The sequence below is a fragment of the Flavobacterium sp. 90 genome (assembly GCF_004339525.1).
Classification (GTDB): Bacteria; Bacteroidota; Bacteroidia; order Flavobacteriales; family Flavobacteriaceae; genus Flavobacterium.
Map to the genome: position 1 here is coordinate 3,581,278 of NZ_SMGE01000001.1, position 14,835 is coordinate 3,596,112.

13 protein-coding genes are annotated in these 14,835 nt (G+C 33.9%); 6 read left to right on the forward strand and 7 right to left on the reverse strand.

Going from position 1 to position 14,835, the window contains the following annotated elements:
- Positions 1–66: 66 nt before the first annotated feature.
- Genes C8C83_RS15065 through C8C83_RS15075 form a run of 3 tightly spaced genes read right to left on the reverse strand, consistent with a single transcriptional unit; the run spans position 67 to position 2,830 of the window.
- Complete coding sequence (locus C8C83_RS15065; RefSeq protein ID WP_121329257.1) at positions 67–831, reverse strand: MBL fold metallo-hydrolase; 765 nt, start codon at positions 829–831, stop codon at positions 67–69.
- 56 nt (positions 832–887) lie between these two features.
- Positions 888–1,571 (reverse strand): response regulator transcription factor, encoded by a 684-nt coding sequence (locus C8C83_RS15070; protein ID WP_121329258.1) that lies wholly within the window; start codon positions 1,569–1,571, stop codon positions 888–890.
- Complete coding sequence (locus tag C8C83_RS15075) at positions 1,568–2,830, reverse strand: HAMP domain-containing sensor histidine kinase (protein ID WP_121329259.1); 1,263 nt, start codon at positions 2,828–2,830, stop codon at positions 1,568–1,570. The genes C8C83_RS15070 and C8C83_RS15075 overlap by 4 nt, the downstream gene beginning before the upstream one ends.
- Positions 2,831–2,995: 165 nt before the next feature.
- On the opposite strand from C8C83_RS15075, the gene C8C83_RS15080 reads away from it, so the two are divergent.
- Positions 2,996–3,412 (forward strand): DUF1573 domain-containing protein, encoded by a 417-nt coding sequence (locus tag C8C83_RS15080; protein WP_121329260.1) that lies wholly within the window; start codon positions 2,996–2,998, stop codon positions 3,410–3,412.
- 187 nt (positions 3,413–3,599) lie between these two features.
- Complete coding sequence (locus tag C8C83_RS15085; RefSeq protein ID WP_121329261.1) at positions 3,600–5,180, forward strand: L,D-transpeptidase family protein; 1,581 nt, start codon at positions 3,600–3,602, stop codon at positions 5,178–5,180.
- A 99-nt stretch (positions 5,181–5,279) separates the two neighbouring features.
- On the opposite strand, the gene C8C83_RS15090 is transcribed toward C8C83_RS15085, so the two are convergent.
- Positions 5,280–5,789 (reverse strand): C40 family peptidase, encoded by a 510-nt coding sequence (locus tag C8C83_RS15090; RefSeq protein WP_121329262.1) that lies wholly within the window; start codon positions 5,787–5,789, stop codon positions 5,280–5,282.
- A gap of 218 nt (positions 5,790–6,007) precedes the next feature.
- Between C8C83_RS15090 and C8C83_RS15095 the strand changes: the two genes are divergently transcribed.
- The 3 genes from C8C83_RS15095 to bglX all read left to right on the forward strand — a co-directional run bounded on the left by C8C83_RS15095 (position 6,008) and on the right by bglX (position 11,232).
- Positions 6,008–7,096 carry an SGNH/GDSL hydrolase family protein gene (locus C8C83_RS15095; protein WP_121329263.1) on the forward strand — a complete coding sequence of 363 codons (1,089 nt, stop codon included), beginning with the start codon at positions 6,008–6,010 and terminating at the stop codon, positions 7,094–7,096.
- Positions 7,086–8,465 (forward strand): sialate O-acetylesterase, encoded by a 1,380-nt coding sequence (locus C8C83_RS15100; protein ID WP_121329264.1) that lies wholly within the window; start codon positions 7,086–7,088, stop codon positions 8,463–8,465. Before C8C83_RS15095 ends, C8C83_RS15100 begins: the two co-directional genes overlap by 11 nt.
- Before the next feature lie 469 nt (positions 8,466–8,934).
- Complete coding sequence (gene bglX, locus C8C83_RS15105) at positions 8,935–11,232, forward strand: beta-glucosidase BglX (protein ID WP_121329265.1); 2,298 nt, start codon at positions 8,935–8,937, stop codon at positions 11,230–11,232.
- 291 nt (positions 11,233–11,523) lie between these two features.
- Here the strand turns inward: bglX and C8C83_RS15110 are convergent, their stop codons facing one another.
- Both C8C83_RS15110 and C8C83_RS15115 read right to left on the reverse strand, forming a co-directional pair.
- Positions 11,524–11,862: a DUF5615 family PIN-like protein gene (locus tag C8C83_RS15110; protein WP_121329266.1), complete on the reverse strand. Its 339-nt coding sequence runs from the start codon at positions 11,860–11,862 to the stop codon at positions 11,524–11,526.
- Positions 11,862–12,092, reverse strand: coding sequence for a DUF433 domain-containing protein (locus C8C83_RS15115; protein ID WP_121329267.1), 231 nt, complete (start codon positions 12,090–12,092; stop codon positions 11,862–11,864). The genes C8C83_RS15110 and C8C83_RS15115 overlap by 1 nt, the downstream gene beginning before the upstream one ends.
- A gap of 113 nt (positions 12,093–12,205) precedes the next feature.
- On the opposite strand from C8C83_RS15115, the gene mgrA reads away from it, so the two are divergent.
- Entirely contained in the window at positions 12,206–13,162 is a 957-nt protein-coding gene (gene mgrA, locus C8C83_RS15120; protein WP_121329268.1) for an L-glyceraldehyde 3-phosphate reductase, read from the forward strand.
- A gap of 176 nt (positions 13,163–13,338) precedes the next feature.
- Here the strand turns inward: mgrA and C8C83_RS15125 are convergent, their stop codons facing one another.
- The gene (locus tag C8C83_RS15125; RefSeq protein WP_121330063.1) at positions 13,339–14,622 is read right to left on the reverse strand and encodes a cellulase family glycosylhydrolase; all 1,284 of its coding nucleotides are present in this window, start codon (positions 14,620–14,622) and stop codon (positions 13,339–13,341) included.
- Positions 14,623–14,835: the final 213 nt, after the last annotated feature.

The following is a 14,835-nucleotide window of genomic DNA, read 5'->3' on the forward strand; positions in this document are numbered from 1 at the left end:
TGAAAACCAAATTTAATATTAAAATAGAAATTGAATAATAATTTTATTCTTTAGCATAAAATAAAATCAATACTCTACATAAGTTCCATCATTAGGAATAGCAGTTTTAGACAAAAGATCATTTTCAGCCAAAGCCGCTTTTAGTTGTTCTCGGGTTGTTGGACAATGATTTAAAGCTTCCAGATGATTCGCAAAAACTTTCCCCGGAGCAAGAGCCGCAAATTTCAAAATATCATTCATTCTCATTAATAAAGGCTGACCAATATCTAATCTCGCAGTTCCGCAGGCAACTGTTGCAATATCTGGTTTAAATTCGACTAAAACTTTTTCGACGTGTTCTGTAAAAATAGTATCAGAGCTTATATAAATTGATTTTTCATTTGGAAGTTCAAGATGAAAACCCATTACATTTCCCATCAATTTTGCAACAAAACCATATCCATGGATCGCAGGAATTCCGGTAATTTTTCCGTCCAGAAAAGGTTGAGGTTCCCAATAATCTAAAGTTTGAGTAATGTTTAAACCTCTTTTAGCCAGAACTTTTTCATCCTTTGCATTACAAATAACAGAAATGCTTTTACGTCTCAGGAAAACTTCTCCGGCTTTGTCAATATGATCAGGATGCAAATGTGTGATCAAACAATGTGTAACCCGACTCAAAATATCCCGACTGTTTTTTGGTAAAGAAACTAATGGATTTCTCTTTGGTTTATAACGAAAAAAGGTAAATGGCGGAATCGTTTTTCTCTTTCCTAACATAGGATCAACTAAAATTACATGTTGATCAGTTTCAATAACTAAAGTCGCGTTACGTAAATGATGTAATTTCATATCGGGGGTTTTAGATATTAAAAATACAAAAATTTAAATACTAAAGGTCAAAAAAACTACATCGTAAATCTAAAACCAATTCCGTGTAGGTTTTCTATAGAAATTCCTTTTTCATTAGATAAAATTTTACGCAGACGCGAAATAAAAACATCCAGACTTCTTCCCATAAAATAATCATCCGTTCCCCAAAGTGAAGTCAGAATTTGTTCTCTTTTTAAAACCGAATTTTTATTATCAAGAAATAATTTCAGTAACTCAGCTTCACGTTGCGTAAGGCTGATTTTTTCACTTTCATTAAAAAGAATGAAATTATTGGTGTCAAACTGATATTTCCCAATTTCGTATACATTCTTTTCTGTTGGAACATTTTTCTGCGAACGTTTTAAGAAAATCTCAATTTTCAATAGTAATTCTTCGATACTAAAAGGCTTCACCAAATAATCATCGGCGCCAAGACGTAATCCTTTTATACGATCTTCTTTTAAAGTTTTTGCCGAAAGAAAAATAATCGGAATGTCAGTATTGGCTTTTCTAACTTCGGTTGCCAATTCAAAACCATCTTTTTTGGGCATCATTATATCAAAGATACAAATGTCAAAATTTTCTTTTTTAAAGGCTTCCAAACCTAAATTACCATCAGAACAATGTGTAACATGATAGTTGTTTTGTTCTAAATTATCTTTGGTTAAGAACGCCAGAGTTTCGTCGTCTTCGGTATAAAGTATTTTGAATTGTTTCATTTTTTATAAGGAATTGACAAGGTTATTGTTGTGCCATTTTCTAAATTATTTTCGGCTTTGATTTTCCAATTATGCAAGTTGCAAATTTCTTTAACATAATACAAACCAAGTCCAAAACCATTTACTTCATTGCTTTTTTCGTTTTGAGCGCGGTAAAACTTATCAAAGATAAACGAAATGTTTTTAGAAGCAATCCCAATTCCGTTATCAATAAATTGTAGTTTCAAAGTCGAATTTTCTACTGCTATTTTAATGGTGATTTCGGGTTTTTGACTGCAATATTTTACAGCATTATCCAATAAATTATAAACCAGATTGGAGAAATGAAAAACATCTGTTTCTATTGCATATTCATCCGATTGTTTTTCAATTTTAATTGAAGCTTCAGGATATTTTAACTGAATATTTTCAATCACTTCTTCAATAATAGGAACAATTAAAACAGTTTCTTTTTTTAGTTCTAATGGAGTATAATCAGACTTGGCAATGTTTAGAATCTTTTCAATATGATGATTCAGTTTGTTGCTTTGATTGATAATAATGTCAGTATAAGTATAAAGTTTCTTATCATCTTTAATAGGATTCTGTTCAATTAAATATTTCGAAGCAATTAAAATCGAAGACAAAGGAGTTTTAAACTCGTGCGTCATATTATTGATAAAATCGCGTTGCAATTCAGAATATTTCTTTTGCTGTAAAAGCGTAAAAATCGAATAAACATAAATCAATAAAATAAAAATAAGCGCAATAGAAAGCACAAACCAAAAACGCATCGAACTGAATAAATAAGTGGTTTCATTAGGAAAACGAACCGCAAAATAGTAGACTAAATTTTTATGTTTTGGGAACGAAACAGTTCTTTTTGCTTTCTCTTTATCTGTAAAAGAAATATATTTTCCATACACCATTTCGTCACTTTGGCAATTGTACATCGCAAATTCAAAATCAGTTGTAATGTTCATTTTTTTGAATTCGGCTCTCAAATAAAACTCTAAAATATCCGGTTCAAAAGCATTATTGACATTGACAATATAATAATCATTCGAAATTTTCTGAACAGGATTTTGGCAAGAAGATTCATGATCTTTTCCCTCGTATAATTTTCTGGCGACTTCAAGTAAAGCAATATTTGCCTTCTGACTTAGTTTTTTTTGTTCTAAAGTAAAAGCCTCTTTAGTCCATAGCAATTGCGCCACCAATATGCTAATAATGGCGACAAGTCCCAGAAGGATAATACTATTAAGTTTGTTGATTTTCAAGAAAATGGTGTTTTATAAAGTGTAATATTAATCAAAATTATAGTTAAAAATAGCGATTAACAACTCGTTAACAAAGATTTGAAAGCGGTTAACAGCGATTTGATTTTGTCTGAAGTACTTTTGAAATATAAAATTTGAACTATAAACCATTTAAAATAAAGAACTATGAGAATTATTAAAATTTCGATGTTAGCACTAGCTTTAGGACTAATGTCTTTTTCAGCAATTGCACCGGTAAAAGCATTAGTTTGCGAAACTAAAACAACAACTTTTGATGCTTCAACTATTGTTTGGAAAACAGAAACTATTGACGTTGGACAAATTCCACAAGGAACTCCAAAAGCGATTGTTTACGAATTCAAAAACACAGGAAAAACTGCTGTTGTAATTACAAATGTTCAGGGATCTTGTGGTTGTACTGCAACAGATTATACAAAAGAGCCAATTTTACCTGGTAAAACGGCTAAAGTAACAGCAACTTATAATGCTGCAAATAAAGGTGGTTTTACAAAAACAGTTACTGTAACAACAAGTGCTGAAACAGCACCAAAAATCCTTACTTTAAAAGGAACGGTTATTTAAATAATTAAAGGTTGGTTATAAAGCGAAAAACTCCAAATGTGCCATGTTTGGAGTTTTTTTGTACCTTTTAGTTAAAGAAAATCAAAACTGAAATTTGATTATTTTGAATGTTGTAAAGCCAATATTATTTTTTTAGGATATGATTTGTTTTCATTAAAACTTTTCTATTTTTATTAAAAATATTATTATGAAAATTTTGTATTCGCTTGCTGCTGTGACGCTTATTTTTGTTGCTGTTTCTTGTAATTCTAAAGGAGAAAAAAAGGAGGAAGAACTAAAAAAAACGGTAGAAAAAGTAATACCAGAACTAAAAATCTCAATCGATAGTTCCAAAATTGCTGCTTTTTATCAAGCCTATCCTAAATTGGATAAATTTCAGAATGATGTTTTTGCTTTATACAAGAAAAATAAATCTACTCAATTGTGGCTGGACAATAAAGGTATTGTTGAGTTTGCAAGTACTTTATTTAATAAATACAAAGGATTAGACCGAGAAGGATTAAAGGCAAATTTTCCGTATAACGAAAAAATCAATCCTATTTTTGATCATATCGCAGATAATAAATTATCTAAAGCTGATACTGATTTGATGATTACCAATTTGTATTTCTACTATGTTCAGAAAGTATCCGGTGTAGATGAGAAAACCACAAAATCATTAGAATGGCTTTTACCTCGAAAAAAAGTCAATTATCAGGTTTTTTCAGATTCCATTTATAATAAAGCGACTATAAGTGATGACAAAAAGAGCAAAATGTTCAGCCAATATTACAAACTTCGTGATGCACTTCACGAATATAGAGAAATTGAAAAAAAAGGAGGCTGGAAAACAATTGAAGTTGGCGAAGATTTTAAAAGCTTAAAAATCGGAGATTCTGTTCCTGCAATCGGGCAAATTAGAGAAAGGCTTTATATTTCCGGAGATCTTAAAGAAAATACCAAAAGCAATATTTGCGATTCGACTTTAATAGGATCTATTAAAAATTTTGAATCGCATCACGGATTAACTCCAAAAAATATAATCTTACCCGAACATATTGCCGAATTAAATATTCCGGTTTCAGATAGAATCAAAACGATTATTGCCAATATGGAGCGTTGCAGATGGATTGATCCTGCGCTCGAAAAAGGTCAGGAATATATAGAAGTTAATATTCCGGAGTTTAGATTGTATTTAATTCGCGATCATCAAATTGCTTTTGTATCACCGGTTGTAGTTGGAAAAGCAATGACGCAAACCGTTATTTTTAGCGGAATGATGAACAATATTGTTTTTAGTCCGTATTGGAATGTTCCAACGAGCATTATCAATAAAGAGATAAAACCCGGAATGGCAAAAAACAAAAATTATTTGGCTCAGAAAAATCTGGAGTGGAATAATGGTGCCGTTCGCCAGTTGCCTGGAAAAAATAATTCGCTTGGTTTGGTGAAATTTCTGTTCCCGAATTCCAATAATATTTATTTACACGATACACCCGCAAAAAGTTTGTTCGAGAGAGAAAGCAGAGCTTTTAGCCACGGATGTGTACGCGTAGGAAAACCAAGAGATTTAGCGATCGAACTTTTAAAACAAGATCCTTCGTGGACTCCCGCCCGAATTGACAAAGCAATGCACGCCGGAAAAGAAAGCTGGTACACCTTAAAAAAGAAAGTTCCTGTTTATATCGGATATTTTACGGCTTGGGTCGACAGAAAAGGAAATCTGAATTTTTATAAAGACGTTTATCAAAGAGACGAAAGTTTGATAAAACTACTTACAGAAGAATAAAAAGGTTTGCCACGAATTACACGAATTTTCACTAATTTTTTAATGCAGAAAAGCTAAAATATTAATTCGTGAAAATTCGTGCAATTCGTGGCAAAAAATCTATTTAGAAATAACATCAATACATTTATAATAACGTTTGCTATAATGATCAGAATCTAAATCGCTGATCGTTACGCTTCCGGCTTTTCCGGAAGAAGCGTGAATAAATTTTGAATGCATGCCATTTGCTTCACAAATAATCCCAACATGACCAACAATTGTTTTGTTCTTGTAGCCATAAAAAACTAAAATATCTCCCACTTTAAAATCTTCGGGAGATAATTTTGTGCCTAAATTTTTAAAACCACTTGAACTTCTTGGTAAAGTAATATCGTAATTTTTAAAAACATAATTTACAAAACCCGAACAATCGAATCCTTTTTTCGGGTCATTTCCTGCATACAAATAAGGCGTTCCCAGATATTGTTTTGCATAAAGAATAATAGAATCTCTGTCTATTTTATTTTGTGTTACCTTAATAGAACTAGATTCAAACGTAGTTTTTGTCTTTACAGTAAAGGACGAGAATACAAAAATTGCTGCAAATGCAACATATAAGGTTGACTTCATTTTTAAGAGGTAATGTGAAATTTAATTGATGAAGATTATCGCTGCTTTTGAGTGATAAAAGATATCGTTTGCAATGTAGTTTATTAACTAACGATAAAAAGGATAAAATAGTCTTATAAATTGGTGTTTTTTTATTGCTTTTTGATGTTTTAGTATCTTTCTATATACTGCATTTCAAATATATTTGTGAATCGTATTTATATTTTAACAAATAAATTATGTTTCTCAAAAAAATATCCCTTTTAATTTTGTTTTTGCTGATTTCGGCAACTAGTATTTCACAAACTAAAAACAATAATTTTCTTTACGCCGGTCGGGTTGAAAAACTCCAAAATAATACCGTTGTTTTAATTGGAACAGCTTCTTCTGTTTCTTTTAATTTTACAGGAAATGAATGTTCTATTTCACTTCAAAGCGTAGATTCTTATGAACATCATAATTATGCTTCAATAGTTTTAGACGGAAAATTTATTGGAAAATTAAGAATCGAAAAAGGTGCAGCACAATCTTTTCCGATAAAAGTTACCGCAAAGAAAAAAGTACATCTTTTAGAAGTTTATAAAAATACCGAAGCACAAAGCGGGAATATTTTATTTGCAGGAACTACAGCAAAACTGACTACAATTTCGGCAAAAAAGAAAAAGAAAATCGAATTTATTGGAGATTCGATTACTTGTGCAGCAGCGAGTGATTCAGTTGATTGTGATAAAGGCGAATATATGGATCATCATAATGGTTATTATGCTTATGGACCAAGAATTTCAAGAGAAATTGGCGTTGATTATTTAGTAAGTTCTGTTTCCGGAATTGGAATGTACCGCAACTGGAATGACGAAAACAAAGACGAAGCTATAATGCCGGATGTTTACGAGAATTTATATTTGACAAAAGATCCTTCAAAACCTAAATATGATTTTGCTTTTCAGCCAAATATTATCAGTATTGCGTTAGGAACCAATGATTTTTCGGGCGGAGATGGAAAAAAAGAACGTTTGTCTTTTAATCAAGAGAAATACGTTTCGAATTATATCAACTTTATCAAAATGTTATACAAGCACAATCCGAATGCGCAGATTGTAATCACAAATAGTCCAATGGTTGGCGGAGACAGAGCGATTGTTTTTGAAGATTGTCTGAACAAAGTAAAAGCTGCTTTCGCGAATGATAAATCACATAAAGAAATTCTGATTTTCAAGTTTAAATCTATGACGCCAAAAGGTTGTTTAGGACATCCTGATGTTGCAGATCATAAAGTTCTGGCAGATGAATATGCTCCATTTTTAAAAAAGTTACTAAATGAAAAATAATATATTTAAGTTTGTTTTCATTCTGATGATTTCCAGTACTATGATGGCAAACGTTACGCTTCCGAATATTTTTAGCGACAATATGGTTTTGCAACGCAACTCCGAAGTGAAGATTTGGGGTTGGGGAAATCCAAAGGAAGAAATCAAATTGGTTTCGAGTTGGAACAATCAGGAATATAAAGTAGTTGCAAACAATCAGGCGCAATGGGAACTTCATATCAAAACTCCCGAAGCCGGCGGTCCTTATACGATTTCTATAAAAGGATATAATGAAGTCGTTCTAAAAAATATTATGATTGGCGAAGTTTGGGTTTGTTCCGGACAATCTAATATGGAAATGTCTGCAAGCTGGGGAATCGATAATGGCGAAGAAGAAATGAAAAATGCGACGAATCCTAATATTCGGTTTTTCTTAGTTCCGAAATTAACCGCTACAAGTCCACAAAATAATTTACTTGGAAACTGGACAGAATCGACTCCGGAAACGATGAAATACTTTAGCGCAATTGGTTATTTCTTTGCTAAACGCTTACGCGAAGATTTAAAAAATGTACCAATTGGATTAATTTCTTCAAATTGGGGCGGAACTCCGGCTGAAATCTGGATTCCGGAAGAAGTGGTTCAGAATGATGCTGTTTTATTAGAAAATGCCAAAAAACTCAACGAACAAGAATATGGACCTCGCCAACCCGGACGTGCTTATAATGCTATGATTTATCCGTTTGTAGGTTTCAAGATTGCTGGAACGCTTTGGTATCAAGGCGAGTCTAATGTTGGTTCACTGGTTTATGACAAAACATTATCAGCTTTGATTACTTCGTGGAGAAAAGCCTGGCAAGACGAATTTCCTTTTTATTTCGTTCAGATTGCGCCTTATAAAACCGGAAGTAATAATTTTTCTAATGTAACGGTTAGAAACTCTCAAAGAAAAGTCCTGAAAGAAGTTCCAAAAACAGGAATGGTTCTGACAAGTGATATCTCGGATACTATAGATATTCATCCTAAAAATAAAAAGTCGGTTGGAATTCGTTTGGCAAATTTGGCTTTAGCCGATATTTACAAAACGAATAACAATGTGGTAAATGGACCACTTTTTAAAGATCTAAAAATAGAGAAAAACAAAGTAATAGTTTCGTTTGATTATTCAGAAGGGTTGTATTTTAAGAACAAAGTTTCAAATCAATTTGAAGTGGCTGGAACCGATGGAGTTTTCTATCCAACAGAAGCTTCAATAAAAAATAATCAGGTTGTTTTGACGAGTAAAAAAGTTTCAAATCCTGTAAAAGTGAGATTTGCGTGGGGGAATACAACGCAATCAGATTTGTTTAATAAAGTGAATTTGCCAGCTTCTTGTTTTATTTCTGAATAAAATAATTGCCCACGGATTTTACTGGTTTAACGGATTGATGCTGATTTTTTGTTGTTTTTGTCTCATTTTTTGTCAGACTGAGCGAAGTCGAAGTCCCGCAATCAAACTCGACAAAGATTGGAAATTGAGTTCATTTTTGTCATTTCGACCGAAGGGAGAAATCACACTAGAAACTCCGCAATCAAAGTTGCCATTCTTTGTCGAGTTACGTGTGTGATTTCTCCTCCGTCGAAATGACAAGATTATGGAAATTGAAGTTTTTCTTTTGAAAACAAAACCATCTCGCTAACCGTTCGCGTGAGGGATAGAAGAGGAAAGCCCACAGCCTGACGAAGGAAGTGCGAGGACTTGAAATGGATAGCCCGACCCGCTTTTTTCGGCGGGACACGCCCAAAATATTAATCTTAGTAGCTTAGCAACTTAGTACCTCAGAACCTTAAAAAAAAACTATCTGACCATTAAACCATATATGAAAAATAAAAAAATACTAATTATTGGGGTTTTTGCCCTGTTTATTGTTGGAAATATGAATGCACAGAAAAAGCCTTATTTGGATAAAAATAAAACTGTTGAAGAACGTATTGATCTTCTTTTGCCATTGATGACGCTGGAGGAAAAAGTGGGGCAAATGAACCAATATAACGGATTTTGGGATGTTACGGGACCAGCTCCAAAAGGCGGAACGGCTGAGTTGAAATACGAACATTTACGTAAAGGCTGGGTTGGATCGATGCTGACCGTTCGTGGAGTGAAAGAAGTTCGCGCAGTTCAGAAAATTGCGGTTGAAGAAACTCGTTTGGGGATTCCGTTGATTATAGGTTTTGACGTTATTCATGGTTATAAAACGTTGAGTCCAATTCCGCTGGCAGAAGCTGCGAGTTGGGATTTGGAAGCGATTAAAAAATCGGCGGCTATAGCGGCTGATGAAGCTTCGGCATCTGGAATTAACTGGACTTTTGGTCCAAATGTCGATGTTGCAAATGATGCTCGTTGGGGACGCGTGATGGAAGGTGCGGGTGAAGATCCGTATTTGGGAAGTAAAATTGCGATCGCTAGAGTGAAAGGTTTTCAGGGAGAAACAATCGCTGATTTGGCTAAAGTAAATACGATTGCAGCTTGTGCAAAACACTTCGCGGCGTACGGTTATGTTGAGGCCGGATTGGAATATAATATTGTAGATATTAGTAATTCTAAATTGTATAATTCGGTTTTGCCACCTTTTAAAGCGACGGTTGACGCTGGAGTTCGTACGTTTATGAATTCGTTTAATACTTTAAATGGCGTTCCGGCAACGGGAAATGTTTTTTTGCAAAGGGATATTCTAAAAGGAAAATGGAAGTTTGACGGTTTTGTGATTTCAGATTATGCTTCGATTCGCGAAATGATTGCGCACGGTTATGCAAAAGATGAAGACGATGCAACGGCAAAAGCGGTAATTGCAGGTTCTGATATGGATATGGAATCGTATTTGTATGTGGCGAAATTAGCTGCTTTAGTAAGAGAAGGAAAGGTAAAAGAAGCTTTGGTTGATGATGCAGTTCGCAGAATTTTGCGTGTAAAATTTGAATTGGGATTATTTGACAACCCTTATAAAAATTGTGACGAAAAACGTGAAAAAGCGGTTGTTGGAAGTAAAGCCAATAATGATGGAGTTCTGGACATGGCGAAGAAGTCTATTGTATTGTTGAAGAATGACAAAGGTTTACTTCCGCTAAAGAAATCCGGACAAAAGATTGCTTTGATTGGCGCTTTGGCAAACGATAAAAATAGTCCGTTAGGAAGTTGGAGAATTGCTTCGGATAATAATACTGCAGTTTCGGTTTTGGAAGGAATGCAGCAATACAAAGACAATCAATTGACGTTTGAAAAAGGTGCTGATTTGGTTGTTGGAAAAACAAGTTTCTTAGATGAGGTTATTTTTAATACAACTGATAAAAGCGGTTTTGAAGCGGCAAAAACAGTTGCAAAAAATGCCGATGTTGTCGTGATGGTTTTAGGTGAACATGGTTTTCAAAGTGGTGAGGGAAGAAGTAGAACGGATCTTAATTTGCCTGGAGTTCAGCAAGAATTACTGGAAGAAATTTATAAAGTGAATCCAAATGTTGTTTTGGTTTTAAATAATGGTCGTCCGTTGAGTATTCCGTGGGCTGCAGAGCATGTTCCTGCGATTGTTGAAGCTTGGCATTTAGGAACTCAAACAGGAAATGCTGTTGCGCAGGTTTTATACGGAGATTATAATCCAAGTGGAAAATTGCCTATGTCATTCCCTAGAAATGTAGGGCAGGTTCCGATTTATTACAATAAATACAGTACGGGAAGACCAATAGATGTTGACAAAAATGTTTTCTGGTCGCATTATATGGATGTAGAAAAAACACCTCAGTTTCCGTTTGGTTTTGGTTTGAGTTATACCAAATTTGATTATAAAGATCTGAAATTAAATAAAACTGCTTTTGCAAAAGGCGAAAATGTACAAGTAAGCGTTACGGTTACAAACTCTGGAAATTATGACGGAAAAGAAGTCGTACAATTGTATATTCATGATCAATATGCAAGCATTATTCGACCAATAAAAGAGTTAAAAGGGTTTGAATTAGTTGACTTGAAAAAGGGAGAAACTAAAACAGTAACTTTTACTTTGACAGATAAAGAACTTGGTTTTTATGATAATGATGGGAATTATTTAGTAGAACCAGGAACTTTTAAAATCATGGTTGGAGGAAGTTCTGAAAATGGTTTAGAAAGTGGTTTTGAAATAAAAGAGTAAAGTTTTTTAATCTCGCAAAGCCGCGAAGCCGCAAAGTTTTTTTTCGCCACGAATTCACGAATAAATTGTTTTAAATTCGTGAATTCGTGGCGATTTTTTTTGCATAGCCCCTAGTTTTAACTAGGGGAAGATGAATTGGTTTTAATTTTTTTAAGGCTTTAGCCAAATTATTAATGTTTTGGCTAAAGCCCTTTTCTGTACAAATCCTATCCCCTAGTTGAAACTAGGGGCTATGTATGAAAAACTTTGCGTCTCTGCGTCTTTGCGCGATTAAAAAAAAACACAACTTTATTAATAAATTTCTAAAATCATTAGATCTTTATTAGAAATAAAAGATTCAATAATTTCCTTTTTTGAAATTAGAATTTGAGCAATTTCTTTTGTGTTTTTATTAAAAGTTTTTAAAATAATGACTTTTGGAGGAGTTCCTTTTAAAAGTAATAATTTTTCAAAATCGTCATCATGTGTAAGTATGGTAAAGTTGTTTTTTCTTGCAAACTCCCAGATTTCTATATCTTTCGCAGGCTGTTTTATATTAATTATGTCTTTAGCATGTAAGCAGCCTACAAAGGCATTTTCAACAAGCTTTATTGTTCTCCACGAAATATTAGCGTCCAAAAGTAATTTCATTATGCTGCTACTATTTTTGTAATGTTTTCTCTATTAGCAGCAAAAGCCAAAGCAGCAAGAATATGCTCTTTTTTTAATTCAGGAAAATCTTCAATGATTTCGTCAAAAGACATTCCCGTAGAAAGCCAGGAAAGAATATCAGAAACACAAATTCTAGTTCCATTAATGACAGGTTTACCAAATCTAATGTCTGGATTTATCGAAATTAAATTTTGCCAATTATTTTCCATAATTTTATTATTTAAACAAATTTACAAAATTAAAGACTAATTAGATTTTTAAAAATTGAAGTTTGTTTTCTACCTTTAAAATCTATAAAACTACCAACCATTAAAGTAAAACAATGAAATATAACAGATGTGGAAAAAGCGGGTTATTATTGCCGGAAATTTCTTTAGGATTATGGCACAATTTCGGATCCGTTGATAATTTTGATAATGCAGAATCTATTGCTGTAGAAGCTTTTGATAAAGGAATTACTCATTTTGATCTTGCGAATAATTACGGACCAATTCCAGGTTCGGCGGAGACTAATTTTGGAAAAATCCTGTGGCATAATTTTCAGGGAAATTTGCGTGATGAAATTATTATTTCGACCAAAGCAGGTTATACAATGTGGAACGGACCTTATGGAGATTGGGGTTCCCGCAAATATTTACTGTCAAGTTTAGATCAGAGTTTAAAGCGAATGAAAGTCGATTATGTAGATATTTTCTATTCGCATCGTCCTGATCCCGAGACGCCAATTGAAGAAACCATGATGGCGCTCGATTATGCCGTTAGATCCGGAAAAGCGTTGTATGTTGGAATCAGTAATTATTCGGCAGAGCAGACTCGTGTTGCGGTTGATGTTTTGAAACAGTTGGGAACGCCATGTTTGATTCATCAGGCAAAATATTCGATGTTGGAACGTTGGGTAGAAAATGGTTTGCTGGATGTTCTCGAAGAAAAAGGAGTTGGTTGTATAGCATTTTCGCCTTTGGCACAAGGACTTTTAACAGATAAATATCTAAACGGAATTCCGGAAAATTCAAGAGCACATAATCCAAACGGACATTTAAAAGAAAACGAGGTGACGCAGGAACGCATTCAGAAATTAGTTCAACTGAATGAAATTGCTCAAAACCGTAATCAATCTTTGGCACAAATGGCTTTGGCCTGGTTGCAAAAAGACAAAAGAATTACGTCCGTTTTAATTGGCGCAAGTTCCGTGAGACAATTAAATAATAATATTGATTGTTTGCAAAGTCTGGAATTTTCATCAGATGAATTGAATGCGATTGAAAAGATTTTAGCGTAAGATGTGAAATGTGTTTTGTAAAATGTATTCTGTAAAATGTGAATTGTATACGTGTTGATTGTAGAGGCGCAAAATCGTAGAGGCGCACAGCAGTGCGTCTCCGTTATGAATAAATAAACCCGACAGGTTTTAAAATCTGTCGGGTTTGAAATATAAAAGATTCGTTACGATTTAAATTATTTCAATTTTTGATTGTATTTCTTCACAATATCCAAAGTCGATTTATCCGAAGAAAAAACAGAGTTTAATCCTTGAGGTTCTTGTGGCGGATCTGTTGTTAAAGGATCGCCGGGATTCCATTTTCCGGTTGCGTTAACCGCTTTTCCTTCGCCGCCAAATCCCCAGAAATTTGCCGCTTGCAACGGACCATTGTTTTTACGGCTTTCGGCAACTCGGTTAAAAATGTAATTGTAGAAAATATCTCTGCTCGCAACAGTTGAGGTTCCAAGTAAACTTTCGTTTTCTCTTCCCAAACCAAATTCTTCGATAATAATTGGTCGTTTCAAATTATTGGCTACAGCAATATGTTCGTCAATATATTTTCCCGCATTTTCGAGTGTTGTTGGCAAAGTTTTTTCTGCATTATCAGCCTTAAACCAATTCCAGTTTTTGGGCCAAATATGCATTGTCAAATAATCAATATTTGTGTTTTGATGCGTTCGTTCGAAAATTCCCATACTGTCGTTCGAACTATTTTTCCCTTCAGAACCTGTAGAAATCAGATGATTTTTGTCTAAACTGTCAATTAAATCTACAATATTATTCAGCCAAGTTGTGAATTTTGCTTCATTTTCTACCGTAAAAAGTCTTGGTTCGTTCCCAACTTGCCACGCCATAATCGTATTATCTTCCGTATATTTTTTATGCGAATAAGCGTTAGTTCTTCCAATAATAAATTTCACATGATCTTCTAAACCTTTCATACAAGGTTCACAACTATAAAATTGTTGTGTATAAGCCATAAATTGTGGCCACGTATTTGGAGCAATATTCGGAACCGGAATTGGACCTTTTCCATTCCATTCTAAATATTGCGACATTCCGCCGGACCATTCCCAGTTGTTGGTCAAATACAAAACCGCATACATTTTTCGTTTGCTCATTTCGTTAATCAAAAAATCTAAACCATCCAGCAAATCTTCATCATATTTTCCCTGCTCATATTGCAAAGCCGGGCGAACGGTAAAATCATATTTTCCGCCATCGCCGCCAACTAAAATCCTTAAATTGTCGATTCCGTATTTCTGCATTAAATCCAGTTCCCGAAGCAATCTTTTTCGGTCACCCACTTTTTTCGAAGCTAACAAACTTCCGTACCAATAATTCGTGCCAATATAACTGTACGGCTTATCGCCTTTGTAAAATTGCGTTCCCTTCACCGTAATTCTTTCCTGCGACTGACAAGCGATCGTAGAAAAAATTAAAGCTAATCCGAGAGTTTTTAGAAATCTATTTTTCATTTTTTCATTTTTTTTGGAGCTATTTCCTGCTATCCATTTCAATCTTTTTATTTTTAAAGAAAAAATAAAAAGGATTTCCACTTCTATCAGGGCTAGGGCTTTAGGTGTTTATTAGTGACTTTTTTTTCCACAATCTTGTCATTTCGAGGAACGAGAAATCTCACAAGAAACTCCGTTGCTAAAATCTTCAATCTTTGTCGATTCACGAGTGTG